General features: G+C 61.8%; 29 protein-coding genes and 1 tRNA gene. 16 read left to right on the top strand and 14 right to left on the bottom strand.

Annotated elements, in window-relative coordinates; genetic code table 11:
- Positions 1–158: 158 nt before the first annotated feature.
- Positions 159–830 (top strand): histone, encoded by a 672-nt coding sequence (locus HB375_RS04935; protein ID WP_167671880.1) that lies wholly within the window; start codon positions 159–161, stop codon positions 828–830.
- Between the two features lie 115 nt (positions 831–945).
- On the opposite strand, the gene HB375_RS04930 is transcribed toward HB375_RS04935, so the two are convergent.
- Positions 946–1,356 (bottom strand): PRC-barrel domain-containing protein, encoded by a 411-nt coding sequence (locus HB375_RS04930; RefSeq protein ID WP_167671879.1) that lies wholly within the window; start codon positions 1,354–1,356, stop codon positions 946–948.
- A gap of 183 nt (positions 1,357–1,539) precedes the next feature.
- Here HB375_RS04930 and mepA point away from each other — a divergent pair, with 183 nt between their 5' ends.
- Positions 1,540–2,424: a penicillin-insensitive murein endopeptidase gene (gene mepA / locus HB375_RS04925; protein ID WP_246728359.1), complete on the top strand. Its 885-nt coding sequence runs from the start codon at positions 1,540–1,542 to the stop codon at positions 2,422–2,424.
- Positions 2,425–2,430: 6 nt separating this feature from the next.
- Here mepA and HB375_RS04920 read toward each other — a convergent pair whose 3' ends face one another.
- From HB375_RS04920 to HB375_RS04910, 3 genes are all read right to left on the bottom strand, one after another.
- A complete protein-coding gene (locus HB375_RS04920; RefSeq protein ID WP_167671877.1) occupies positions 2,431–2,955 on the bottom strand; it encodes a TIGR00645 family protein in 525 nt (174 codons plus the stop codon).
- 57 nt (positions 2,956–3,012) lie between these two features.
- A complete protein-coding gene (msrA, locus tag HB375_RS04915; RefSeq protein WP_167671876.1) occupies positions 3,013–3,672 on the bottom strand; it encodes a peptide-methionine (S)-S-oxide reductase MsrA in 660 nt (219 codons plus the stop codon).
- An 80-nt stretch (positions 3,673–3,752) separates the two neighbouring features.
- A complete protein-coding gene (locus HB375_RS04910) occupies positions 3,753–4,073 on the bottom strand; it encodes a PetM family of cytochrome b6f complex subunit 7 (protein ID WP_167671875.1) in 321 nt (106 codons plus the stop codon).
- Positions 4,074–4,284: 211 nt separating this feature from the next.
- On the opposite strand from HB375_RS04910, the gene HB375_RS04905 reads away from it, so the two are divergent.
- The 4 genes from HB375_RS04905 (at position 4,285) to HB375_RS04890 (ending at position 6,544) form a co-directional block, all read left to right on the top strand.
- Positions 4,285–4,374 (top strand) — tRNA-Ser (locus tag HB375_RS04905).
- A gap of 599 nt (positions 4,375–4,973) precedes the next feature.
- A complete protein-coding gene (locus HB375_RS04900; RefSeq protein WP_167671874.1) occupies positions 4,974–5,282 on the top strand; it encodes an antibiotic biosynthesis monooxygenase family protein in 309 nt (102 codons plus the stop codon).
- Positions 5,283–5,396: 114 nt separating this feature from the next.
- Positions 5,397–6,254, top strand: a complete 858-nt coding sequence (locus tag HB375_RS04895) for a sigma-70 family RNA polymerase sigma factor (protein WP_167671873.1) — start codon at positions 5,397–5,399, stop codon at positions 6,252–6,254.
- 98 nt (positions 6,255–6,352) lie between these two features.
- A complete protein-coding gene (locus HB375_RS04890) occupies positions 6,353–6,544 on the top strand; it encodes a hypothetical protein (protein WP_167671872.1) in 192 nt (63 codons plus the stop codon).
- 102 nt (positions 6,545–6,646) lie between these two features.
- Here HB375_RS04890 and HB375_RS04885 read toward each other — a convergent pair whose 3' ends face one another.
- From HB375_RS04885 to HB375_RS04850, 8 genes are all read right to left on the bottom strand, one after another.
- The gene (locus HB375_RS04885) at positions 6,647–6,940 is read right to left on the bottom strand and encodes a c-type cytochrome (RefSeq protein ID WP_167671871.1); all 294 of its coding nucleotides are present in this window, start codon (positions 6,938–6,940) and stop codon (positions 6,647–6,649) included.
- An 8-nt stretch (positions 6,941–6,948) separates the two neighbouring features.
- The gene (locus HB375_RS04880) at positions 6,949–8,166 is read right to left on the bottom strand and encodes a molybdopterin-dependent oxidoreductase (protein ID WP_167671870.1); all 1,218 of its coding nucleotides are present in this window, start codon (positions 8,164–8,166) and stop codon (positions 6,949–6,951) included.
- A gap of 392 nt (positions 8,167–8,558) precedes the next feature.
- Positions 8,559–9,038, bottom strand: a complete 480-nt coding sequence (locus HB375_RS04875) for a GNAT family N-acetyltransferase (RefSeq protein WP_167671869.1) — start codon at positions 9,036–9,038, stop codon at positions 8,559–8,561.
- 11 nt (positions 9,039–9,049) lie between these two features.
- Positions 9,050–10,681, bottom strand: a complete 1,632-nt coding sequence (locus HB375_RS04870; RefSeq protein ID WP_167671868.1) for a N,N-dimethylformamidase beta subunit family domain-containing protein — start codon at positions 10,679–10,681, stop codon at positions 9,050–9,052.
- 43 nt (positions 10,682–10,724) lie between these two features.
- Positions 10,725–11,471 carry an amino acid ABC transporter ATP-binding protein gene (locus HB375_RS04865; protein ID WP_167672494.1) on the bottom strand — a complete coding sequence of 249 codons (747 nt, stop codon included), beginning with the start codon at positions 11,469–11,471 and terminating at the stop codon, positions 10,725–10,727.
- A gap of 38 nt (positions 11,472–11,509) precedes the next feature.
- Complete coding sequence (locus tag HB375_RS04860) at positions 11,510–12,169, bottom strand: amino acid ABC transporter permease (RefSeq protein ID WP_167671867.1); 660 nt, start codon at positions 12,167–12,169, stop codon at positions 11,510–11,512.
- A 12-nt stretch (positions 12,170–12,181) separates the two neighbouring features.
- Positions 12,182–12,829, bottom strand: coding sequence for an amino acid ABC transporter permease (locus HB375_RS04855; RefSeq protein ID WP_167671866.1), 648 nt, complete (start codon positions 12,827–12,829; stop codon positions 12,182–12,184).
- Positions 12,830–12,908: 79 nt separating this feature from the next.
- The gene (locus HB375_RS04850) at positions 12,909–13,694 is read right to left on the bottom strand and encodes a transporter substrate-binding domain-containing protein (RefSeq protein WP_167671865.1); all 786 of its coding nucleotides are present in this window, start codon (positions 13,692–13,694) and stop codon (positions 12,909–12,911) included.
- A gap of 310 nt (positions 13,695–14,004) precedes the next feature.
- Between HB375_RS04850 and HB375_RS04845 the strand changes: the two genes are divergently transcribed.
- Both HB375_RS04845 and HB375_RS04840 read left to right on the top strand, forming a co-directional pair.
- Positions 14,005–15,294, top strand: a complete 1,290-nt coding sequence (locus HB375_RS04845) for an ArgE/DapE family deacylase (RefSeq protein WP_167671864.1) — start codon at positions 14,005–14,007, stop codon at positions 15,292–15,294.
- A gap of 10 nt (positions 15,295–15,304) precedes the next feature.
- Positions 15,305–15,781 (top strand): thioesterase family protein, encoded by a 477-nt coding sequence (locus HB375_RS04840; protein ID WP_167671863.1) that lies wholly within the window; start codon positions 15,305–15,307, stop codon positions 15,779–15,781.
- 18 nt (positions 15,782–15,799) lie between these two features.
- Here HB375_RS04840 and HB375_RS04835 read toward each other — a convergent pair whose 3' ends face one another.
- The gene (locus tag HB375_RS04835) at positions 15,800–16,768 is read right to left on the bottom strand and encodes a LysR substrate-binding domain-containing protein (RefSeq protein ID WP_167671862.1); all 969 of its coding nucleotides are present in this window, start codon (positions 16,766–16,768) and stop codon (positions 15,800–15,802) included.
- 123 nt (positions 16,769–16,891) lie between these two features.
- On the opposite strand from HB375_RS04835, the gene HB375_RS04830 reads away from it, so the two are divergent.
- Together HB375_RS04830 and kce are read left to right on the top strand one after the other, a co-directional pair.
- Positions 16,892–18,232 (top strand): aminotransferase family protein, encoded by a 1,341-nt coding sequence (locus tag HB375_RS04830; RefSeq protein ID WP_167671861.1) that lies wholly within the window; start codon positions 16,892–16,894, stop codon positions 18,230–18,232.
- Positions 18,229–19,158 carry a 3,5-dioxohexanoate:acetyl-CoA acetone transferase gene (kce, locus tag HB375_RS04825; RefSeq protein ID WP_167671860.1) on the top strand — a complete coding sequence of 310 codons (930 nt, stop codon included), beginning with the start codon at positions 18,229–18,231 and terminating at the stop codon, positions 19,156–19,158. The genes HB375_RS04830 and kce overlap by 4 nt, the downstream gene beginning before the upstream one ends.
- Positions 19,159–19,455: 297 nt before the next feature.
- Here the strand turns inward: kce and HB375_RS04820 are convergent, their stop codons facing one another.
- Entirely contained in the window at positions 19,456–20,220 is a 765-nt protein-coding gene (locus tag HB375_RS04820) for an IclR family transcriptional regulator (RefSeq protein WP_167671859.1), read from the bottom strand.
- 139 nt (positions 20,221–20,359) lie between these two features.
- Here HB375_RS04820 and HB375_RS04815 point away from each other — a divergent pair, with 139 nt between their 5' ends.
- The 6 genes from HB375_RS04815 (at position 20,360) to HB375_RS04790 (ending at position 24,828) form a co-directional block, all read left to right on the top strand.
- Complete coding sequence (locus HB375_RS04815) at positions 20,360–20,785, top strand: cupin domain-containing protein (RefSeq protein WP_167671858.1); 426 nt, start codon at positions 20,360–20,362, stop codon at positions 20,783–20,785.
- Positions 20,786–21,035: 250 nt separating this feature from the next.
- Entirely contained in the window at positions 21,036–21,878 is an 843-nt protein-coding gene (locus HB375_RS04810; protein WP_167671857.1) for a fumarylacetoacetate hydrolase family protein, read from the top strand.
- Positions 21,879–21,886: 8 nt separating this feature from the next.
- On the top strand, positions 21,887–22,687 hold the full coding sequence (locus HB375_RS04805; RefSeq protein ID WP_246728358.1) for an SDR family NAD(P)-dependent oxidoreductase: 801 nt from the start codon (positions 21,887–21,889) through the stop codon (positions 22,685–22,687).
- 31 nt (positions 22,688–22,718) lie between these two features.
- Positions 22,719–23,219 (top strand): MFS transporter, encoded by a 501-nt coding sequence (locus tag HB375_RS04800; protein ID WP_167671855.1) that lies wholly within the window; start codon positions 22,719–22,721, stop codon positions 23,217–23,219.
- Complete coding sequence (locus tag HB375_RS04795) at positions 23,111–24,037, top strand: MFS transporter (protein ID WP_167671854.1); 927 nt, start codon at positions 23,111–23,113, stop codon at positions 24,035–24,037. Before HB375_RS04800 ends, HB375_RS04795 begins: the two co-directional genes overlap by 109 nt.
- Before the next feature lie 47 nt (positions 24,038–24,084).
- On the top strand, positions 24,085–24,828 hold the full coding sequence (locus HB375_RS04790) for an SDR family NAD(P)-dependent oxidoreductase (RefSeq protein ID WP_167671853.1): 744 nt from the start codon (positions 24,085–24,087) through the stop codon (positions 24,826–24,828).
- Positions 24,829–24,838 lie beyond the last annotated feature (10 nt).

Below are 24,838 nucleotides of genomic sequence, written 5' to 3'. Positions count from 1 at the left end.
TCGGAGCGCAAGTTCAGACCTACCAACGGGTCAAAGTATCCACAGAAAATGTGATCGTTCTACTTTCTACACTTTCCGTTAATCGGAACCCGCTTGGTATAACGACGTTGCCTTGCAAGCGTGACGGTTGCACGCGAAGGCCCTTGAAGGAGGCGGCTATGCCGACAGATGATAAGTCCAACCCGCTGACCATGCTGTTCACGGGTGATACCGGTGCGACCCGCACCAAGAAGAAGACCAGCGCGCGTCGCTCGACCAGCAAGAAGGCGGCCAAGACCGGCGCCAAGAAAGCTGCTGCGAAGAAGCCCGCCGCTAAGAAGGCAGCTGCGAAATCGGCCGCCAAGAGCGCTGTGAAGAAGAGCGCTGTGAAGAAGAGCGCGGCCAAGAAGCCCGCCGCCAAGAAGCCCGCCGCTAAGAAGGCGGTGAAGGCTTCGGCGAAGAAGAGCGCCGTGAAGGCCTCGGCCCGCAAGACCGCTGCGAAGAAGACCTCCGCACGTTCGGCGGCCAAGAAGTCCGCCGCTAAGAAGCCCGCCGCTAAGAAGGCGGTGAAGGCTTCGGCCCGCAAGACCGTTGCCAAGAAGACGGCTGCGAAGAAGACCACGGCTCGCAAGACCGCTGCGAAGAAGACCGTCGCGCGTTCCGCGAAGAAGACCTCCGCTCGTTCGGCCAGCCGCACCGCGGTGAAGGCCAGGAGCACGGCTTCGAAGCCCCGCGCCGCCAAGAAGGCCACGAAGCGCGCTGCCGCCGCTACGAGCCGTACCTCGGCGACGAAGAAGTCGAAGACCGTCGCCAAGCGTTCGGCTCCCCGCAAGGGCGCGAAGAAGCGCTAAGCGCGCCATGTCGGCCCGCGCCGGAAGGGGAGTCCATCTCCCGTTCGCCGGCGCATCGGCATAAAAAATCGCCCGGCTCCGGCCGGGCGATTTTCTTTTGGAGGGCAACCGCCCGTCAGCGGCCGACGCTCATGGGATCGTCCTCATCCCAATAGGGGCTCGCATTGTAATAGCGATGGACGTGCTCCTCCCATTCGCGATCGTAGGAAAGGTCGTGTCCCTCGGCGTTGCGGCGCGGCGCACCGCGGAGCTGCTCCTCGGAGAGATTGAGCTCATAGGCATCCAGGCGGGTATTGTAGGTCAGCACTCCCCAGGGCAGCGTGTAGTATTCCTCGCCTAACCCCATGAACCCGCCGAAGCTCATGACCGCATAGGCGACCTTGCCGGATTTCTTATCGATCATCACGCGCTCGATGGTCCCGATCTTCTCCCCGTCCATGCGACGGACCGGCGTCCCTTCCACCTTGTCGCTGGCGATCAGCTCATGCGCAATTTTGGCGCCGCCACCCTGCGCAACCGTCGGCATCGTCTCGCTCCCTGTCTTTTGTCGATTGCGAAGGAAACGCCCCGGCTGAAATGCCGGTTCCGGCTCTGGGAAGCCCGGCCATGGCCTGTCGAGCGCGGCGACAACATGCACCACCGGACGGCCATTCCGTTGCTTGGCAGCACAGGCTAGCTTGAGAGCATGAGTAAGATTCGATGCTTGGCCATGTGCGCGGCCCTCCTCATCGGCGGCTCCGCTTCCGCCCAGGACAAGGGTACGCTCAATCCCCAACCACTCCCGCCGCTCGCCAATCCCGACGCACCAGGGACGGCGGCAAAGGAACTATTCGGCCGCCGCGACAAGCCCGCCGCATTGCCTTCACAATCCATCGGCAGCTACGCCAAGGGCTGCGTCGCAGGCGCGAGCGCGATCCCCATCGACGGCGACACGTGGCAGGTCATGCGCCTGTCGCGCAACCGCAACTGGGGGCATCCACAGCTGGTCGCGCTGCTTAAAAAACTGTCCGCGCGAGCCCCACAGATCAACGGCTGGCCCGGCCTTCTGATTGGCGATGTCTCGCAGCCGCGCGGTGGCCCGATGATAACCGGCCATGCCTCGCATCAGGTCGGACTCGATGCGGATGTCTGGCTGACGCCGATGCCCACGCGCCGTCTCACCCGTCAGGAGCGTGAGGAGCTGCCGGCGACCAACGTGGTCCGCGAGGACATGCTGGACATCAATCCGCAGACCTGGACGCCGCAGCACACCGCCCTCCTCCGCGCTGCCGCGAAGGAGCCGGAGGTGGCGCGGATCTTCGTCAATCCGGCGATCAAGAAAGCTTTGTGCCGCGAGGCTGGCAATGATCGCTCATGGCTGACGAAGGTGCGGCCGATGTGGGGGCACAATTATCACTTCCACATCCGCATCGCTTGTCCGCAGGGCAACGCCTGCGAGGACCAGGATCCGCCACCCGCGGGCGATGGCTGCGGCGCGGAGCTGGCGCAATGGTTCACGCCCGACATGCTGCACCCGAAGCCCGGCAAGCCGCGCCCGCCGCTGACGATGGCGCAGTTGCCTGCGGAATGCCGAGGCGTGCTCAGCGCGCCCTAAAAAATTTCAGGCGGTGTTCTTCGCTGCTTTGTGGTTGGAGCCACCTTCCGCGATGCGGTCGGTGAGCGCCAGGACGACGCCGGAGCCGACGAAGACGAGGTGGATCACCACGAGCCAGGTGAGGTTGCGGTCCGAGACGTTCTCAAGGTTCATGAAAGCCTTGAGCACCTGGATCGCCGAGATCGCGACGATGGAGGAAAGCAGCTTCAGCTTGAGGCCGGTGAAGTCGATCTTGCCCATCCAGTCGGGCCAGTCCTTGTGGTCCGCAGCATCGATCTTCGACACGAAGTTCTCATAGCCGGAGAAGATCACGATCACGATGAGCGAGCCCGTGAGCGTGAGATCGATGAGCGTCAGGACCCCAAGGATGACATCCGATTCCGTCGCCTGCAGCGCGTGGGTGACGAAATGGAAAAGCTCCTGCATGGCCTTGAGCAGCAGGAGCGCCAGCGAGAAGACAAGGCCCACATAAAACGGCGCCAGGAGCCAGCGGCTCGCAAACAGAAAACGCTCCAGGACCCGTTCAATCATCATGCTCTCCCTTGTGATCGGGGTGGGATGCCATGATGGCGGAACGTGCGCAATATCTTAACCGGCCGAGACGCCCACTCCGATGGGGCACGAGACGCCCGTGCCGCCAAGCCCGCAATAGCCATTCGGGTTCTTGGCGAGATATTGCTGGTGGTAGCCTTCGGCAAAATAGAACGGTCCTGCATCGAAAATTTCCGTCGTGACGGGACCGTAGCCGCGCCCCTCGAGCGAGCGCGCATAAGCCTCGCAGGAGGCCTCGGCGGCCTTTCTCTGGTCATCGCTAAAGACATAGATACCGGAGCGATATTGCGTGCCGGTGTCATTGCCCTGACGCATGCCCTGCGTCGGATCGTGACTCTCCCAAAATGTCTTGAGCAGCATGTCATAGGAGATGCGCTTGGGATCGAACACGACGAGCACCGCCTCGTTGTGCCCGGTGAGGCCGGAGCACACTTCATCGTAAGTGGGGTTCGGCGTGATGCCGGCCGTGTAGCCGACCGCCGTGATCCAGACCCCCTCCCCCAATTGCCAGAACTTACGCTCCGCGCCCCAGAAGCAGCCGAGCCCGAACAGCGCCTTCTCCATGCCGTCCGGATAGGGCGACTGGAGGGCGCGTCCATTGACGAAGTGATGGCTCTCGGTCGGGATCGGCGACGCCCGGCCCGGCAGGGCCTCGCCTGCGGTCGGGAGATCAAGGCGCTTTCTGAAGATCGACATGGGGACCTCCTCAATGGTCCCTCTCAATGTAGGTGCTTCAGGAGCGCGACGGGAGGGGCGCTACCTTCCCGTGAGAGGGCTCAGCGTCCCGCGAGGTAGCCGATGGGCTCGAGCGGCTTCTGGCCGAGCCACAGCAACGAGCCGCCCAGCACGAAGGCCGTCAAGGAGGCTGGGAACTGAAGCACGTGGACCATCACTGGGTCCCATAGCCACGGAATCGCGGGGTGAGCAATGCTGGCTCGCAGCCCCGGCACGCCGCCCGGAAATAGTGCCGTGACGAGTTCGCTCAGGGTTTTGAACGATATAGCGTCGTTGACGATCGATCGCGTTCCGTCGATCACCAGGCCGATAAAGCCGGCGGCGACAAGCAGGAGGCCGAGACTACGCGCCAGAAACTTCAATATCGGACACCTCCCCGAACAGAGGGGACACTAATTCGTTTCGGTCGGAGGGAAAAGTCGGCAACCACCAACTTCACACAAGTTCGATCTTGCCTTGTGCCCGCATTTAGCGATACACGAACCGCCTCCGCACGATCCGGCGGAGATAAGCCTGTCCCGCGTCGGCGTTCCCACCGAGACAGGATTATAGGGCCCGCCAAGGGCCTGTGCAGGAGGGGTGGCCGAGTGGTTGAAGGCGCACGCCTGGAAAGTGTGTATACGGGAAACCGTATCGAGGGTTCGAATCCCTCTCCCTCCGCCACCGTCTAACTTCTTGATATTGTTCAGTTTTTAGATTTAGAACTAGTTCTGAAAGTGGCCGAAATGTCGGCGCTTTTCGGCGAACCGCATTCTCTGGCGGCCTGAAATAAGGGCCTCAACGCGCTAGCAAATGGGTCGAATTTCGCCCTTCTCTCCCGCGCCAAATGTTGCAGTCCGGTTGTGAAATTGAAAGGTCTGCAGGCTCAGCGGAGGATTGCGTCGATCCGAAAATCAATGAACTACCCACTGGAGGCGTTTGTAGCTCTCTCTTGGGGCTGGATTACCGGATGTCGTTGGCAGCTGAACTGTATCGATATCGAAGTTTCGAATCTCGCGCGGTCCGCCACACTTAGCAATTCGGCGCTTCTTGCGAACCAATTGACCGCCGTTTTCCCGCTATAGCCCTCCTTGAAACCGCGTTGCCGCGTCTTCCGTCCGACGGAGCAATCGGGAGTGCCCCCGACCTTAACAGCGTCAACACTCTGCTGTTCCTCGAGCATTCGCCTTGGAAAGCTCGTGGTCAAAAAATTCCTCACTTCGCGATCCGTTTCCGCCACCCGCTTCGTCTTTGGTGTGTCCATATGAAACGGAGACATTCCAATGACCACCATTAAGCCCGTCATTCTGATCAATCTGCTGAAGGTCGAACCCGGCAGGCAGGCTGCGCTGATCGCCCTTCTTCAACGGAACATCGAAGCCGTGGTCAGCACGCTCGGCGGCTGGAAAACAAGCCGGCTGATCGCCGCGAAGGACGGGGCCAGCGTCGTCATCTGTTCCGAATGGGAGACGCCCGCTGCTGTCGAGGCCATGCGCAACGATCCGCGGATGAAGGCCTATTTCCCGCAACTCCTCGAACTGGCGACCTTTGACTCGATCCTGGGCGAAGCGGTTCTCAGCAACAATCGGTGAGGGCCAAACCATGCCTGGAATGGATTTGCGGGCGCGGACATTCTCTCCGCCCCGCGCTATCGTTCCAATGGCCTACGGGCTAACGGTGGGAGAAGAACCGGTGAGGCTCGATACATGAATGCGGATGACTTCGAGAAGCTCCTGCGGGAGCTCAGGCCACGGCTGCACCGCTATTGCGCTCGCATGGTCGGTTCGGCCGTGGATGGGGAGGACGTGCTACAGGATACGTTGATCAAGGCCCTTCGCGCGCGGGCGGAAGGCACGGTAGCGGAAAATCTCGAAGCCTGGCTGCTCCGCATCGCCCATAATACGAGCCTGGATTTTCTGCGCCAACGCTCCCGCAACAACGTCGTTCCGCTCACCGAAGATCTGGAAGACGCGCCGATGCCCGAAGCAGACATTGTCGTGGTCGGTTTTCAAACGTTCCTGCAACTGCCCGAACTTCAGCGCTGCACCGTGATTCTCAAGGACGTTCTCGGCCACTCGGTCGAAGAGATCGCGGCCATCGCCGATTGCACACCGGCCGCGGCCAAATCGGCACTCCAGCGCGGGCGGGTGGCGCTGCGGCAGCTGGCTCAACAGCCAGACGATATGCGGCTGCCTCTGACGTCGGATGCCAGCCGACAGAAGATGGCCGCCTATGTCCGCCTGTTCCAGAACGGGGATTTCGATGCAATCCGCGCCATGCTCGCGGACGATGTAAAGCTGGATCTGGTGAACCGGCTCAAGCTCGAGGGCCGTGAGAGCATCGGCCGTTACTTTACCCGGTATGCCGAGGAAACGAAGTGGCGTTTCGTCTTCGGAGCGGTCGAAGGGCGCCTGGCGATGCTGGTGTTCGACAGCGGTGGTCCAATGGAAAAGCCCGCGCATTTCGTTCTGCTCGACTGGCAGGATAACCGGATTGTCGCGATCCGCGATTTCCTGTTTGCTCCTTATGCGATTGAAGCCGTCGATTGGGTGCGTCTAGCTTGAACCGGATCAGTGTGTAGAGGGCGCGGTGTTGCCATGAGCAAGCGCCCGTTCCACGAGGTCCTTACGGCTGAGGGACGCCATACCCGCAAGCGCCCGAAATGTCGGTGCTTTTCGGCAACCCGCATTCTCTGGCAGCCCGAAATAAAGACCTCAACGCGCTGGCAAATGGGTCGAATTTCGCCATTCTCTCCCGCGCCCAATGTTCCAGTCCGATGCGCAAACAGCAGGCGAAATATGCCTGCAATCGGCGGCAGCCTCTCGCCGAACAGTTCAACATTCTGGCTGCGTGAGACCACTGGCGGGAATAGCCCTCATACCTATCGAGAATTCGCGACAGAACCGTCATAGCCTCTTGGTTTCGAAGATCAGGGGATGCCCGGTCTCGACATGGCCTATGTAGGACCGCCGGTCCCGTAGTTCCGGCTGAGATAGTCGATGATCGTCTTTGCATCGGCGTCATCGATCGGCGCACCGAAGGCCTTGATCATCTTGGTCACCTCGGCTTCCCACACCTTCTGGTCGGGAAAGGGGGAGTTCATCTGGATGTAGTCCAGGCTGTGGCAGGCGGCGCAGTTGTTCATCACCACATCCCGGCCGGGAGCGTTTTTGAGGGTGATCACCGTCTCGTCGGCGTGGGCCGCAGTGGACACGGCGAGAGCGAGTGCTGCCAGAAGCGGTTTTCTCATGGTGGACCTCATGCAACGGTGACGCTGACGCGATGCATCAGATTGTGATGATATCCGGCAGGGTTCTGGATCAAGGCCGAGGTCTGGGTTTGGCCGATCGCATTTGAGGCTCGCGCCATGAGTGTCAGGGGGCCTTTGCTAGTCGCCCTCACCTGAAACGTCCAGGGCCGGAACGAGTAGCGGCCGACATCCGGACCGAGCGTCGCCCGCGCCCAGGATTGGCCTTCGTCCGTCGAGACCTCGACTGAAGTGATGCCGTAGCCGCCATCCCAAGCTACACCCTTGACCGTGAGCGTCGAGCCCATCCTGACGGCATCGCCTGCGGCCGGCGCCGTGATGACGGAGTTCACGACCATTTCGGTAATCGGGGTACTGGCGACCGTCTCCTGGCTGAGAAAGCGCTGAACGAGGGGGAACTTGCCGGTGGGAATGCGATAGGCCGCCTTCATCCAGAAATTATCCTCGGGCGTGGAGCGCGCGGTGATCCGGGTGACGTGCTTCATCCAGTAGGTTCCAGCCCATCCTGGGACCACGATCCGCGCCGGAGCGCCGTTGAAGTGAGGCAGAGCTTGCCCATTCATCTCGTAAGCCACGAGCGTGTCGGGATCGAGCGCCTTCCAGATCGGGATGCTCTTGACGAAGTGCGGCGTCTTGTCGAAGGCCGGCCCATCGGTTCCCTGGAAGGAAATCTCGATGGTCTCTTTGGCGAGGTTCGCGCGCTCAAGGATATCCTTGAGCCGGACACCCTTCCAGCGGGCATTGCCCATGGCGCCGTAGCCCCATTCGACGCCAGGCACATGAGGGTCGAACAGGCCGCGCCGGTTGCCCGCACACTGGCAGAGCGCTGCGATCTCGATAGGCGCGAAATCCCGCTTGAGAGCATCGAGCGTCAACTCGAATGGCTTTGCCGCTGCATCACCGCCGATGGTCAGACCCCAGGTGTTGGGATCGACCTCCGGGATATCCGAGAGGTGATAGCGCACGAAGAACGCATCGTTGGGCGTGAAGAGATCGTTGAAATAGCGAAGCGGCGTTTCGTAGTTCGGTGGGCGATAGCTCAGCTTGATGAGAGGCACCTTACCGGGCAAAGCCTCCAGGGCGGCTTCGCTTAACGTTCCTGCTGGAAGGTGCGGATCGAGGCCCAGGCCCTCCGCCGCAACCGCCTTTCGGAGGAGCGCCGGAGCCGCCAGGGTCGCGCCGATCATGAAGGATCTTCTCGTGGCCATGGGTGTTCCCGCCGCTGGTTAGGCTTTTTAGAAAGAGTAGGGTCGAACTGGCCTCTGTCGAGGGAACCAAGGGATGCGTGGGCCGAGGTAACGGGTGTCGCTGCTCGCCTCTGATCTACCAATCCAAGAGGTGAGTCTGTCTCAAAGACTCAGGTTGTTGTCGGCGCCCCATGGCAAGGCTGAAGGAGGCCATCACGCGACCTTCTGGACGCGCTTGCGCGGCAGCGGCTCCGGCGACGACTTGACGCTTTGCTTCCGCCGCCGAGACTTCGCCAGTTCGCGGGCACCGCCAAACACGGTTAACCGTTCCGACAAGACGCCGAGAATGGGGGCGCAGTTCCAGGCAAAGCTCGCCCTTGCCCTCGGACGCGCAATGCGATGAGGACGATACTTCAGAGGCGTGTCATGCCATCCTTTTCCAGCACCATGGTCCGTTCGCGGTCGCTCGATTTGAAGCCGCGCTTCTCGTAGAACGAGAGGCCTTCCGCATTGTCCTTGTCGACATCGAGCTTTAGATACGCGCATCCGCGCGGCATTTCCCGCGCGACGGCAGCGCGCAGCAGTCGCGTACCGATACCCAAACCGCGCGCTTTATCTTCCACGAAGAGATCCGAGACATAGATACCCGGTTGCCCCCGCCAAGCGGAAAAGACGATGGAGTAGAGCGCGATGCCGATGATCGCGCCCTGCGCTTCCGCGACGAGAATTTCGGTGCAGCGGTGACCGAGGGGACCGTACGCTGCGAGATCCTTCGCCGTGACCTTCGGCTCAGCGCCAACATGATGCCCGAGTTTCCGAAGCATGGCGGCTACCGCCGCGTGGTCCGAGGCCGCGATCTCGCGGATGATAATGTCCTTCGTCTCGACGCTCATGGCATCCCTGTTCAGCGGCCGCCGAGATAGCGGTTCATGATGTTGGCCGTCACCTTCTCCACCATGGGGTCCTTGCGCAAGAGCCCGGCGACCCATTCACAGCTGCCCGCGTGGAAAATCTCGCCCTTGCCCATCGGGAAATTGACTATCATGCCGGCGCCGCGCTTTACCTTCTCCACCGCGTCGGGCTTGTCGTTGCCGATCAGCGTTCTCGCGACGAAGCGCGCGTCCTCGTCGGAGAGGAACTGATCGTCGGCGGGAATGTCGGCGCTCTCCTCCTTGAGTGAGGACATGCCGAGCGCGAGGATCTGCAGGCCTTCCGGCGCGCCGCTGCCGTCCGCCGGACGCGGCAAGCCACCCTCGATCACATAATCGAGGCCATCCACCTCATAGCCGAAGACGTGCGAATCCGCCCCGAGGATATCGCCGTAGTAGATGCCGGTTCCCTCGAAGGCCCAGTGCTCGGGGCGGTAGATCGGGAACCCACGCACCCCGCGTGGCGCGCAGCCGCCCCAGCCCACATAGAGACCGCGCGTCGCAAGGAGGCCGAAGGTCTCCGATCCCGGACGGCCGACGCGGGCATCTTCCCACGACGTGCTCAATCGGGTCAGGTCGCGGCCATTGAGAATGGGGTCTTCCGCGGCGCGGTACTTGTAGCAGACCTGACGGCGGCCCGCGTCTTCGAGGCGCGTCTGCCACATGAAGTTTCCGGCAAAGCGCCCGACCTTGCCACCCATCTTCACATAGCGCTCGACCGCGTCGCGCATCTCCCAGGTCCAGTATTCGTCGTGACCAACGAAGACCACGCAATCGTAACCGTCGAGAAGCTCTGGCTCGAAATGCAGCTCGTGCTGGCTGGCGAGGTCGATGGCGTAGCCCGCGCGCTCCGCCCAGCGGAAGAAATGGCTGTCATAGCTCGCCCAGCCGGAGGAGGCGTACTTCTTGCTGTAGCCATGGGCGTAGGCCCATTCCATGTGCGGGTAGCGTGGCGGCAGGGCGGGAGGAACCTGGAACTCGAGAGGCACGCGCGGCGCCTCGGGAGGCAGCACAACGAAGCCGCGGCAGAAGGGCCGCTCGATGCTGACCACCGGCGCGTATTGATTGCGCTTCAGACCGGTGATCCCCTGATAATGGTTGGAGCCACCCCAGGTGTTGTAGGCGGTCCAGGTGCCGGTGGCAGCGACCTGGAGAATGCGCTTCGGCTTCTTTCCCATCGTGGGGCGCAGGATAAACAGGTGATAGCAGCGGATGAGCCGCCCGTCGCGCCCCTCCGCCGTCAGGGTGATGCGGTAGGCCCCCGAGCTCCACTCGGAGGGAATCCGGATCTCGTGCGAGGCCTCCCAGCCGCAGCCGACGACTGAGCATTGATCCGGTGTGTCCTGCCATGACGCGCTTAGGCGCTCCGCCGTCAGAACGGGCGTCTCCACGCCACCGTCGCGAACGATCTCGAGCCGGTAGCGTTCCGCCGTCGAACTCACAAACAGGGTGAGCACATCCCCGGCACGGTACGAATAGCGGTCGGTGTAGCACCAGATTTCTCCGCGGGCGCCGTCCATGCCGGGCTGCTCGTAATAATGCCCGAGAACCGCGCGACGCCGTTCCTCATGGGTGAGGCCGTAATCGGGATAATCGTTACGTGTCATGACCAATTCCTGTTCGTCGTATTCGTCTGGCGCGCGGCGCGTCTCAACCGGCCAAGTGTTTCTTGAGGAAGGTGCGCGTCCGGTCCATCCTGGGGTTGCTGAAGATCTCGCTCGGCGGCCCTTCCTCGACGACGATGCCGCCGTCCATGAAGAGGACCCGGTCGGCGACCTCGCTGGCGAAGCGCATTTCATGTGTGACGATAATCATCGTCATGTGCTCGCTCGCCAGTTGCTTCATCACCAGATTGACCTCGTCGACGAGTTCGGGATCAAGCGCGGAGGTCGCCTCGTCGAACAGCATCACCGAGGGCTCCATGGCAAGCGCCCGCGCAATCGCGACCCGCTGCTTCTGGCCACCGGACAATCGCGACGGATAGGCGTCGTACTTGTCCTGAAGCCCGACCTTTCCGAGAAGCTCCATGGCGAGATCGCGGGCGCGGGCGGCAGGCATCTTCCTGAGCTTGATTGGCCCGACGGTGACGTTCTCGCCGACGGTCATGTGCGGGAACAGATTGAAGTGCTGGAAGACCATGCCCATGCGCTGGCGCACACTGTTGATGTGTTGCTCGAAGGCGTGCCCGGTGAGCGGACGATTCACCTGGATGCCGTCGACCCAGACCTCGCCCTTGTTGAGGGCCTCCAGATGATTGATCGAGCGCAGAAGTGTGCTCTTGCCGGAGCCGCTCGGGCCGATGATAGCTACGATCTGCCCCTTGTTCACCGAGAGATTGATGCCCTTCAGGATCTCGAAGGCGCCAAAGGATTTGTGCGCATCTATGACCTGCACCATCGGGCGGTCGTTAGCGCCCGCGAACTTGCTGGCCGCGTTCATCGGGTGGCCTCCACTCTTGTCTCGATCACTTTCAGGATGCCTTCAAGCGCCAGGTTCAGGACATAGTACAGGACCGCGGCGATGACGTAGAACTCGAACGGCCTGTAGGTCTCGCTGATGGCGAGTTGCGCGGAATGAACGAGTTCGGTCACCCCGATCACGGAGACGATAGCCGATTCCTTCAGAAGCGCGATGAGGTTGCCCCCAATCGGCGGCGCGGTATTCAGAAGCGCCTGCGGAACGATGACGTAGCGAAGGGTCTGCAGGCGCGAGAAGCCGAGCGTGCGCGCGCCTTCCGTCTGGCCCATGTCGACGGCGGTGATGCCGGCGCGGAGAATGTCCGCGTTGTAGACCGCGAAGTGGAGGCCGAGCCCGATGATGCCCGCCGCGAGCGCCGGGATGTCGATGCCGATCTGCACCAAACCAAAATAGATCAGGTAGAGCTGCAAGAGCAGCGGTGTGCCCATAAAGATCCAGCTGAACAGGCGCATGGGATAGCGCAGAGCCGACGGTCCATGGAGAACCGCCACGGCGAGAAGAATGCCGCCGAGCACGCTGACCAGCGATGCGGAGACAGTGATGGTGGCGGTCCACCAAACCCCGACCCAGATGATGTCGAGATACGAAGAGACGACGCTGAAATCCAAACCCTGCATGAAATCTCTCCGTCACGCAGCGGCGTAGCGACGATCGAGGAAATCGACCACCTTCGACAGGGCATAGATCATCGCCATGTAGAGAATTGCGGCGACGGCGAAAATCTCGAATGGCTTGTAGGTGGAGCCGATGAAGCGCTGTGCGGTGTAGGTAAGGTCCACAACCGAGATAGTGGAGACGAGCGCGGTTCCCTTGACGAGGGCGACCGCGTTCACGCCGAGCGGCCGGATCATCAGTTTCGCCGCCTGCGGCAGAACGACGATCCGCATGGTCTCGAAGCGGCTGAAGCCGAGCACCCGCGCCGCCTCGGTCTGTCCCCGATCAACGGCGAGTATCGCGCCGCGCATCGCCTCGGCCATGTAGGCCCCGATATTCATGCCGAGCCCGATAGCTCCCGCCGCGAAGGGACTGAGATTGATGCCGATCTGCGGACCGCCGAAATACAGAATGAAGAGCTGGATCAGGCAGGGCGTGCCGCGCATAAGGCTGACATAGAGCGTGCCGATCGCACGCAGGGTCCGTAGGCGTGACAGCCGGAACATGGTGATCACAGCCGCGACCGTGAGACCGAGAGCGAGCGAGAGCAGCGACAATTCAATGGTGACCAGCGCGGCTTCCAGGAAGAACGGAAAAATGCGCGCCATCAGGCCGAAATCCATTGACCTCTCCTCGAAACGAGTCGTTTAACGGAGATCCCGGAACCACAAGGTCCCGGGATCCGCAAGAGCGATGACGGGATCAGCGGATGTCGCGACCGATCCACTGCTGGGCGATCTTCTCATAGGTGCCGTCGGCCATGATGTCGTCGAGCGCCTTCTGCATCGCCGCTTTAAGCTCGGGATTGCCCTTGCGGATGGCGATCCCGATACCGACGCTGCCGCCTTCGATGTTCGGCGTCTCGAGCTGACGAACCTTGTCGCCGCTGCTCTTGACCGCGACGAGAACCGCCACGTTGTCGGCGACGATCGCGTCGATGCGTCCGGATTTCAGCTCCAGAAGAAGCTCCGGCAGACCCTTGTAGGTCTTGACGGTCCAGCCATCCTGCTGCTTCGCCCATTTCTCATGGGTTTCGCCTAAGGTGACGGCAGCGGTCTTGCCCTTAAGATCCGTCAGAGTCTTGACATTAGAACCTTCAGTGACGAACACACCGCGGCCCGCGTGATAATAAGGCCCGACGAAATCGACGACCTTTTCGCGCTCGGGCGTGATGGTCATGCTGCCGACAATGGAATCGTATTTCTTGGCGAGGAGACCGGCGATGATGCCGTCCCACGCCGTCGTCACGGTCTTTGCCTTGACGCCGAGCTTCTGCGCCAGCGCATTGGCGATCGACACGTCGAAACCGACCACCTGGTTCGTCGAGGCATCGACGAAGTTGAAGGGCGGATAGGCGCCGCTCATAGCCGCCGTCAGCTCGCCGCTCTTCTTCACATCGGCGAGATCGTCGGCGCGCGCGGCGACGGACGAGAGCGCGATGGCTACCGCCAGACCCATAGCCAAACCGCGGGACGAAAACTTAAACATTGTGAGCCTCCAGCCCCGATGCCCTCGTTTTGGCTCTCCGGCTTTCGGAGCACAAGCCGGACTCTGCCTTTCATTGAGGGCACTAAGAGATCGGCCGAGGGAGCATTTCGCAAATAGATATTCGGAATAAGTTTGATAGGTTTTGTGAATGCAACCCGGGAGGCGCGGCATTCCTGATACGTTATTCCGCCCGTGATCCATCGGGAATGCGCGCCATTCGGCGTTTCTATTTGACTGGAAGACGCAATGAAGTTCTGTCGAGAGGTGAGCGCCGCGTCTGCCGGCGTCCGATATCGAGGTCACGATCACGATGCCCGTCGACGACACTTTCCGAAGCGACCTGCGCGCAGCGATTGAAGCCCGTCGCGATCAGGCGCTCCAGCGCCTCCACCGTCTCGTCAGCGCGGACACGACCCTCGGCAAGGAGCAGGCCGGCCAGGAAATCATGGCCGGAATCTTCACTGAGATGGGCCTTGCGGTCGAGACCTTCGATGTCGACGTCGATGCAATCCGCGATCGCTCCGGTTTTTCGCCGCCAGTTCACCAGGACTACACCAATCGCCCCAACGTGATCGCACGGCACGTTCCGAAAGGGCGCGCTCAGGGGCGCTCTCTCATCTTCAACGGGCACATCGATGTGGTGCCCCCCGGGGAGGCGGAATTGTGGACGACTCCCGCCTTTTCGCCGAGCGAACGGAACGGGCGTCTCTACGGACGCGGCGCGGGCGACATGAAATCCGGCCTCGTCGCCTATTGCCTTGCCTATGAGGCGTTGCGCGACCTCGGCTACGCGCCGGCGGCCCCGGTAATGTTCCAATCGGTCATCGAGGAAGAATGCACCGGCAACGGCGCGCTCGCCTGCGTGGCACGCGGATACAGGGCGGATGCGGCGATCATCCCGGAACCGTTCCAGCAGACGATCATGACGTCCCAGCTCGGGGTAATGTGGGTAACGCTGCGCATTCTCGGCAAGCCCGCCCACGTGCTGGAGGCCTCCGTCGGCGTCAGCGCGATCACCGCTGCCTACATGCTGTTTGACGGCTTGCGCGAACTGGAGGAGGATTGGAACCGGCCGGAAAACCGGCACCCAGAATTCACCACCAACCCTCATCCGGTCAATTTCAATCTCGGCCGCATCGAAGGCGGAGACTGGGGTTCGACGGTTGCGTGCTCCGCAACCATGCTCGTGCGCGTCGGTTTCTATCCGGGCACGTCACTGAAGAGCGTGAAGAGCGCCATCGAGGCGAATGTCGCGGCGACGAAGGCGAAGCATCCCGGTCTCGCTAATATCGGCATCGAGATCTCCTACCGCGGCTTCCAGGCCGAGGGCTGCACCATCGATCCGAACGCGCCCTTCATGCAGGTGCTCTCCGCGGCGCACCGGCAGGCCGTCGGGAGCGAGCCGCAACGGTTGGCATCCACCGCCACGACGGATGTGCGCTTCCTTGCACTCTACGGCGACACGCCCGCAACCTGTTATGGCCCCATCGGCGGCAGCTATCACGGCATCGACGAGTGGGTATCCATCGATAGCATTCTCAGCGTCGGCGAGGTCCTGGCGCTCTTTGCCGCGGAATGGTGCGGCCTCGAAAAGGCATAAGAAGAAAAAGATGGCAGCTCCGTGGATCTCCGTGCGCGAGACTGTGCGCGACGAATGGGTCGACTTCAACGGTCACATGACGAACGCGGCCTATGTGGCGGCTTTTGACATCGCCTCCGTCGCGCTCCTGCATCGCGTCGGCATCGATCCGGTCTATCGCGACGCGAAGCGATGTTCGACCTTCGCTTTGGAGCTACATACCGTCTTCCACCGCGAGCTTCCCCCGAAAGCGCCCTATGAGATTGAGACGCGGGTCCTCGATTTCGATGCCAAGCGCATCCACCTGTTTCACCAGATCAAGCACGCGCAAGAGAATTTCCTCGCCGCGAGCCTCGAAGTGGTGACGATCCACGTGGATCTCAACCAGCGCCGCTCCACGCCACTGCCGACGGAAATCGTGGACAGGCTCACAGATTTTCGCCGAGCCTCCGACGCCCTGGGATGGCCCGAAATCGCGGGCCGCCGCGTCGGCCTCAAGCGCGACTGAGGATCGAGCCGAAGGATCTCACACCGCATCACTCGGATAGGTGCGCTCGGACAAGGGTGTCTCGTCGATCTGCGTCAGCAGCCTGTCGAGAAGCAGCGCTTCCGCCCGTGTGCGACGGGCCTGCGGGTCGAACGTCAGGTAGACGTCGATTTCCGGCGGCTCCTCATAGGGCGGCAGGCGCCACAAAAACCCTTTTCGCACATCGTCCTCGACCACGTGGATCGGAAGGGGGCCGAAGCCGAACCCGGCGATGATCAGGCGCTTGACCTCTTCGAGATGCGAGGAGGTGCCGAGGATAGGGCCGGTGAACTTTTCCTGCTGGCGCAGCATCGCGATCGGCCACAACGCATCCGCCATCTGGTCGGTCTTGAACGAGACATAGGCCTCGCTTCGCAAGTCCTCGACGTTCAACCCCTTTTTGCCGAACAGGCGGTGCTGGCGGCCGCAGAAATAGCCGAAGCTCTCGCGGTAGAGCGGTTGGAACTCCAGTTTCGGATTGCGTTCGTGCAGCAGACAGACGCCGATGGCGGCGTCCTTCCGCGCCACAGACGTGATCACCTCCTGGCTCGACAGAACGGACGTCGCGAAGGTCACCCGGGGGTGATCCCGGTGAAACTCCGCCAGGATATCGTCGAGCAGCGGGCAGACCACGTGACTTGCGAAGGCCATGTCGATCCGGCCCGTGACCTCGTCCGGCTGGTCGTGGACGAGGGTGTGCAGGCCGGACACGGAATCGAACAGGGCGACGCATTCCGCGTAGAGACGCTGGCCTGCTGGGGTCACCTCGAAGATGCCAGGACGGCGTTCGATCAACCGGCAGTCGAAGTGCCCCTCCAGACGGCGCAGCGCGTTGCTGATGGTTGGCTGCTTCAGGCGCAGCTTCTCCCCGGCCGAGGTGATGCCCTTCTCCTGCACGATGACCATGAAGGTCCGCAGCAAATTCCAGTCGATGTCCCAGACGAACCGTTGCGAGCGCCGCTGCTTCACGGATGATCATTCCTTTAGAGAATGCGATGCGTTCATCCTATTTATTTGCGCGTTGATGTCGAGCGGTGTTTGCTTGGCAGCCCATCTTAGGGAATGCCGAAAAGGGACAGAAGAGAGAACGCAATGTCGAACCTGTTTTACCAGACGCGGCTGCGTCGTCCTCTTCTGGACCGTGCCGAGGGTGTCTACATGTGGGATGTGGATGGCAAGCGTTACCTCGACGGGTCCAGCGGCGCGATGGTGTCCAATATCGGCCACTCCAACCCAGCGGTGCTCGAAGCCATGCGCCGGCAGATGGAGAAATCCACCTTCGGCTACCGCCTGCATTTCGAAAACGAGCCCGCCGAAGAATTCGCCCGCCAGATCGCCGCGCGGATGCCGCAGGGTCTCGACCGTGTCTTCTTCGTCTCCGGCGGATCGGAGGCGGTGGAAAGCTGTCTAAAGCTCGCCCGCCAATACGCGGTCGCCATCGGCGAAGCCTCGCGCTGGAAGGTGATTTCCCGCTTCCCTTCCTATCACGGTTCGAGCCTCGGGGCACTTAGCGTCACTGGCATGTCGCTCATGAGCGCTCCGTTCTCGCCCATGATGCGCGAGATGCCGAAGATCCCGGCTCCGACCTGCTATCTCGACCGGGACGATCTTAGCGATCATGAGCGCGGCCTGAAATATGCGCGCTACCTGCGCGATGAAATTCTCCGCCAGGGCCCAGAAACGGTCCTTGCCTTCATCATGGAACCGGTGGGCGGCGCTTCGACCGGTGCGCTCGTCGCACCCGATAGCTATTACGCGGAAATCCGCAGGATCTGCGACGAGTTCGGCATTCTCCTTATCGCTGACGAGGTGATGAGCGGCGCGGGACGCACGGGGCAGTATCTCGCCTGCGATCATTGGGGCATGAGACCCGACCTGATCGCGTTCTCCAAGGGTTTCGGCGCGGGCTATATGCCGCTCGGCGCCATGGTGGCCGACCGGCGCATCGCTGATGCGGTCATCGACAGCGGCGGCTTCATTCACGGCTTTACCTATGCAGGCAACCCGCTCGCTTGCGCCGCCGGTCTTGCGGTTCTGGGCGAGATCGACCGCCTCGGTCTCATCGACGCCGCCCAGGTGCAGGGCGATAAGCTGAGCCGGCGGTTGCAGGCGCTCATGCAGCGCTACGAATTCATCGGCGACGTGCGTGGCAAGGGCCTCCTTCTCGCCTTCGAGCTCGTGGCGAACCGCGAGACGATGGAGCCACTGCCGGTTGGACTCAACGCCCATAACCGCCTCGTCGACCTCGCCTATGACCGCGGCCTGATCATCTATTCCCGCCGCACCCGCGGGGGACGCATCGGCGATCACTTCCTCGTCTGCCCGCCCCTCATCACGACCGATGAACAGATCGACGAGATCCTGGCGGTCCTGACCGACAGCCTCGATGCCTTCGCGCAGGAGACGGGTCTCGAATACGGAGCCGCCGCATGAGCAAGCCGGTCATCATCACCTGCGCCGTCACGGGGTCCATCCACACCCCGACCATGAGCCCGCATCTTCCGGTGACGCCGCAGGACATCGCTCGACACGCCATCGACGCAGCAAAAGCGGGCGCGGCGATCATCCATCTTCACGCGCGCGATCCACAAACCGGCATCCCGTCAGCCGATCCGGAGCTTTTCCGAGAGATCCTGTCGACCATCCGCAAGGAAACCCACGCGGTTCTCAACATTTCCACCGGCGGCAGCTCGCGCATGACCCTGGACCAGCGCCTCGCCGCCGCCCACCTTCTCAAGCCCGAGATGTGCTCTCTCAACATGGGCTCGATGAATTTCGGGCTGTTTCCCATGATCGATCGCTACACGAATTGGCGTCACGATTGGGAGCCGAAATTCCTGGAGGCGACCCGCAATATCGTCTTCCAGAACACCTTCGGCGACATCGAATCGATCCTGCGCGATCTCGGCGAACAGCAGGGTGTCCGCTTCGAACTCGAATGCTACGATGTCGGGCATATCCAGACCGTCGCGTTCTACAAGAAGCAGGGATTGCTCAAGGGCCCGATCTTCCTGCAGTTCGTCCTCGGCGTTCTGGGCGGCATCGATCCGGCGCCGGAGCAGATCATGCACATGAAGACGACCGCCGACCGCCTGCTCGGTGACGATTATCATTTCTCGGTCCTCGCCGCCGGCCGGCATCAGTTCCCGCTCGGCACCATGGGCGTGATTCTCGGTGGCAACGTCCGCGTCGGACTCGAGGACAACCTGATGATCGAGCGCGGCAAGCTCGCCATGAGCAATGCGGATCAGGTGCGCAAGATCCGCAAGGTCGTGGAGGAACTCGGCCACCGAGTGGCGACGCCCGACGAGGTGAGAACCCTGCTCCAGCTCAAGGGCGCCGAATCGGTCGCCGCTTGATCAGATTTCGCGCCAAGGGAACTCGCGTGATCCGCCGCACGCCCTTCCCTTCCGGGATCTGAGAGCACTCGGGGTTGATCCGGCTCTGTCGCGCCGTGCTCGACAAGAATGCGTCGGAATCGCCATACATCAGGCCCGAAAGCTGTCTTTGGCGGCAAGCCCGAAGAGTTGGTTGGCGAGGCGGACTTCGCCTGGCGCTCTCGGCAGTGATCTCGGGCGGAGAACGGCGGCGCTTGAAGATCGGGACAGGGAGCCGCTCCTCAAGGAACCGCTCCGGACCCATTAACGCAACAGTCCCTACATGCCGCGCGCGTTTTCCGCCAGTCGTGACGAGATGAGTCGACCGAGCTCGATGATTTCCGAGATTACTCGCGTTTCGTCACTCGCCGTTCGCCGCTTGGCGCCGAGCATGAAGACGATACTGCCGCAAATCTTACCGTTTGCGTCGAAAACGGGAGCTGCGTAGCCGGTCACACCTTCGTAAACCTCACCGCATGTCACCGCGTAGCCGTTTTCCTTCAGCGCGTTCATGGCGGTGCGAAATCCGCTCCAATCCGCCGCTTCGCCGGCGGCCCTCAATGTTTCAGCATTCTCGGCATAAATCGCCTTCAATCGCGGATGCGGCAGATGGGCAATGATGATCTTCGCCATCGCCCCGCGCAAAAGCGGCATCGTCCGACCGCGTTCGTAGCTGCTCGGCGAGTCGCCGTCGGGCGTGAGGATCTCAGAACACACCACACGCCGGCCAAAATAACTGCACAGCATCACGTTGAGGCCGAGGCGCTCGGAGGCTTCGACCATCGGTCCGCGCGCGGCCGAAAGAACAGGATCGTGCAGCCTGATGAGCCGGTCCAGTTCCATGATCCGCGGGCCTGGCACGTATGTGTTCTCACTCGCCGACGACAGAAGTCCCGCCTCGCAAAGATTCTGAAGATAGCGATAGGACGTGGCCCGCGACCCTCCGGTCAGTTGCGCCACCTCCTCCCGCGTAATGGAAGTCTTTTCCTCGGTGAATGCCGCGAGCACGCTCAGCATCCGGTTCAGGCTGGACTCCTTCCCCATGTGTCTTCTCCCCATGCCTTTCGCTTCTCATGGTCGACAACATTTGTTGTTGCAAGCCCAGAAAATCCCGACTAAAAAGCATCAAATCTCATATTATGAGATTATGAAAAGAGCTTGATGGCCAAAAAGGGGGGAAACCATGGCGGAGCGCAGCATTCCCGTCGTCACGAGAGCCACCGCGCTTGACACCGGCACGGCGCAATCCGGGGATTGTGTGCGCCACAGCGGCGTGAGCCCCCAGCACACGCCAGCGACGAAGATCTGGTTCGGCCGGGTGAGCAACGAGCCCGGACACCGCTCGCCGCCGCATCATCACGGCGAATGCGAAACGGGCGGCTATGTCCTCAAGGGACATGGACGGATCTATTACGGCGAGGGCTACAAAGAGTTCGTCGACCTCTACGAGGGTGATTTCGTTTTCGTCCCGCCCTTCATGCCTCATGTCGAGGTGAACATGAGCGTGACCGACGAACTGGTTTGGCTGACGTGCCGGACCCCCGACAATATCGTCGTTAATTTCGACGACATCCCCGACAGCGAACTCCAAGGCTACCGTCGCGCATAAAAAGGCGCGCTCCATCTCGATCGTCTGCCGCATCGCACGGGAGGAAAACGATGCAGGGAGCAAAGCCATACGTGTTTGATGGTGGTTCGCTGAAATGCTTGGGGCGATTTCTGCGACGAGCACGGAGACGGTACTATCGTGCTGATCCGCTCCCCCAGACACACAGTCGGGCCTCGTTCTCGTGCGCACAGAAGGCGGAACCTATCCCCTCGCGGTGGAGCCGCCGACCACGACTGAGAGGACAAACCCCATGCAATTGCTGAGAGCTGGCGCACGCGGGCAGGAACGCCCGGCGCTGCGCGACGGTACCGGTGCGCTCAGAGACCTGTCATCCATCGTCGATGACATCTCCGGCCCTTTCCTGTCTCCCGAATGCATTGAACGCATTCGCGCGGTCGACCCAAGTGCCTTGCCCGAAGTCCCACCTGGAACAAGGATCGGCGCCTGCGTCGGCTCCGTCGGGAAATTCATCTGCATCGGACTGAACTACGCCGATCATGCACGTGAAACCGGCAAGGAACCGCCCGACGAACCGGTCGTCTTTATGAAAGCCACGAGCGCCATCTGCGGTCCGGACGACGACATCGAGATACCACGCGGCTCGGAAAAGACGGACTGGGAGGTGGAACTGGCCGTCGTTATCGGCACGCGGGCGAAATATGTCTCGCGGGAGCAGGCCCTCGATCATGTCGCCGGCTATTGCGTCGCCAACGACGTTTCGGAACGCGCCTTCCAGTCGGAACGCGGCGGCCAATGGACCAAGGGCAAGAGCCACGACACCTTCGGCCCAATCGGTCCCTGGCTCGTGACACGCGACGAGATTCCCGATCCACAAAATCTCGACCTGTGGCTGGAGGTCGACGGCGTGCGCCGCCAGACCGGCAACACGCGCACCATGATCTTCGATGTGGCCTTTCTCATCAGCTATCTCAGCCGGTTCATGACACTCGAACCCGGCGACGTCATTTCGACCGGAACGCCGCCGGGCGTCGGCCTCGGCCTGAAGCCACCGGCCTTCCTGAGACCAGGGCAGACTATCACGCTCGGCATCGAAAAACTCGGAACCCAGGCACAGAGGACGGTTTCGGCATGAGCACGAACATGACACAGGTGAAAAACGCGCTGACCGACCTTTCCGGGAAAACCGCCATCATCACTGGTGGCGCCCGCGGCCAAGGAGCGATGGAGGTTCGTCTGCTCTCCGAATGCGGTGCCGCCGTGATGATCTGCGACGTACTGGAGGCAGAGGGACGGGCGCTGGCCGAGGAATTGTCAGCGAGCGGAAGGGAGGTCCGCTTCCAGCGCCTCGATGTCACCTCGGAACAGGACTGGAGCGCCGTCGTCGCTGAAGTTGACGCCTGGAAAGGAACGCTTTCGATCCTCATCAACAATGCCGGCATCATCAACCGGACCCTGATCGAGAAGACGTCTGTCGAGAGTTGGCGGCGGCTGGTCGACATCAACCTGACGGGGGCCTTTATCGGCATCCGGGCGGTGGCCCCGCTGATGCGCAAGAGCGGCGGCGGCAGCATCGTCAACATCTCCTCGAACAGCGCCTTTTCCGGCCATGCCGATCCGGCCTACACGGCCAGCAAATGGGGACTGCGGGGCCTCACCCGCTCCGCGGCGATGGAATTCGCCCGCGACGGCATCCGCGTGAACGCCGTCTGCCCCGGCCTGATCGTCACCGATCTCAACGCCGGTTCACCGCATCTGCGTCCGATGATCGACATGACTCCGATCCGGCGTGCAGGGCGAGCGGATGAGGTGGCCCAACTGGTCCTGTACCTCGCCTCGGAGGCAGCAGCCTTCATCACAGGAGAGGATTTTCTGCTTGATGGCGGTTTCATCGCCGGAGCGGCCTACCGGCACGTTTCCGTCGAAACCGGCGTCCTGAGTTAATCGCGTCAAAAAAACATCGTGGGAGGAAAAGATGTTGGAACAAGCAGTCATATCGGGGAGCAAATCCTATCAGCACGTGCGCGACACTGCCGCGTCGCGAAAAGCCGTCATCAGCGGGAGCGTCGGATCGGCTCTGGAGTGGTTTGACTTTTCAATCTACGGCGCGGTGTCAGCCACGGTCTTTCCGGCGCTGTTCTTTTCGGAAATGACACCCGGCACGGCGCTACTGGCGAGCTTCGCGACCTTCGGCGCCGGTTTCTTCGCACGGCCACTGGGCGGCCTGGTCTTTGGCGCGCTGGGAGACAAACTCGGGCGCAAGCGGGTTCTCACCTGGACCCTGCTTTTGATGGGCTTCGCGTCGGCGCTGATCGGCATCCTTCCCGGCTACGGGCAGATCGGCATTCTCGCCCCACCCTGCTCGTCATGCTGCGCTTCCTGCAAGGTGTGGGACTTGGCGGCGAGGCAACCGGATCGCAGCTTCTGGCGATGGAACACGCGCCGGACAACCGCCGCGGCCTTTACGGCGCCCTGATGGCAATCGGCTCGCCTATCAGCCAGGTTCTCGCAAGCTTGACGCTTGCGGGTCTTGCCGCCGTGCTGAGCAAGGAAGACTTCAATGAATGGGGATGGCGTATTCCGTTTTTGGCGAGCTTCCTGCTGATCGGGGTCGGCTTCTATATTCGCCGGTCGGTCGAGGAAACGCCGGTCTTCGTGAAAAGCCAGAAAGTCGCCGCCGAGAAGCCGCGCGCACTTGCGATTCTGCAGGCACACCCGAAAACTCTCGCTCTCCTCGTCATGAGCTGGGGTGCATCGGCTGCCATCTTCTACATTTGCGTCACCTTCGCAATCTATTACCTCACCGGTCCGCTCGGTCTCGACCGCTCGATCAGCTTCAGCCTGTTGATCGTCGCGAACGGGGTTTCCATCTTCGGTGGTCTTCTCGGCGGCCACCTGAGCGACAAGATCGGACGCAAGAAGGTCCTGTCCATCGGTTTGTTCCTGCTGCTCATCGCAACCGTTCTCTTATTCCCGGTTCTTGGCCTGAAGAACTGGTTCGCGAGCGCGGCGATCATCAGCCTGGCGCTGTTCGCGATCCAGATGAATGCCGGCGCACAGCCCGCCTTCTTCGCGGAGTCCTTCCCGACCAATTTCCGGTTTACCGGTTCGGCGCTCGGTTATACCTGCTCGACGATGATCTTCGCGGCTCCAGCACCATTCATCGCCACCTACCTGCTCGGAGCCTTCGGCGGCGATCCCATCGGCATCGTCTTTTACGGTCTCGCGATCATCGCGATCTCCGCGTTCGCGCTGTGGCGCCTGCCCGACCAGCGCGGGATTCCCTTCGAATAAAAAGCAATGCCGGCACCCGTGCAGGCATCCAGAAAAAGGACAGGGAAATGCTGCTGAAGGACAAGATTGCTTGCGTAACTGGCGCAGCCGCGTTGAAGAGCATCGGCTTCGCCACCGCACAGCGGTTCGTCGAGGAAGGCGCCAAGGTCATTCTGGCGGATCTCGACGCTTCATCGCTCGACGCTGCCTGCGAGCGTCTGGGTGGAGCAGCATTCCCCTTGCAGGTCGATGTCGCCAGCCCCGATGCGGTCGCCCGCGCCGGGGCAACGATCGGCGCGACGTTCGGCAGGCTAGACATTCTCGTCAACAATGCCGGCATCGCCAGGCCGCGGCCAACCGTGGGCATCTCGATTTCCGAATGGACGGAGATGCTCGACATCAACCTGCGCGGCTCTTTCCTGATGATCCAACAGGCTCTGCCGTTGATGCGAGCTGGTTCATCGATCATCTGTATTGCTTCCATCGCGGCCCAACGTGGCGGCGGCCTGATGGGGGGACCACATTACGCAGCTTCAAAGGGCGGCATTCTGGGGCTCGTCCGCGCCGTCGCGCGCGAGCAGGGCAACCAGGGCATTCGCGTCAACGCCATCAATCCCGGTGTGATCATGACGGCGCTCACGGAGGGCTTCTACGACGAGGAACTCACAGCTAAGGTCATGCCGCAAATTCCCCTCAACCGGTTCGGCGTCGCCGAAGACGTAGCCAATACCTGCGTTTTTCTCGCCTCCGATTTGTCCGCATATATTACAGGGTCGTCCATCGACGTGAATGGCGGCATGCATATGTCCTAAGCCGAGTAGC

The organism is Microvirga terricola, from assembly GCF_011777495.1.
In the GTDB taxonomy this organism is placed as follows: domain Bacteria; phylum Pseudomonadota; class Alphaproteobacteria; order Rhizobiales; family Beijerinckiaceae; genus Microvirga; species Microvirga terricola.
The sequence above is the reverse complement of the archived record's forward strand: the minus strand, read 5'-3'. Positions and strand labels throughout refer to the sequence as shown.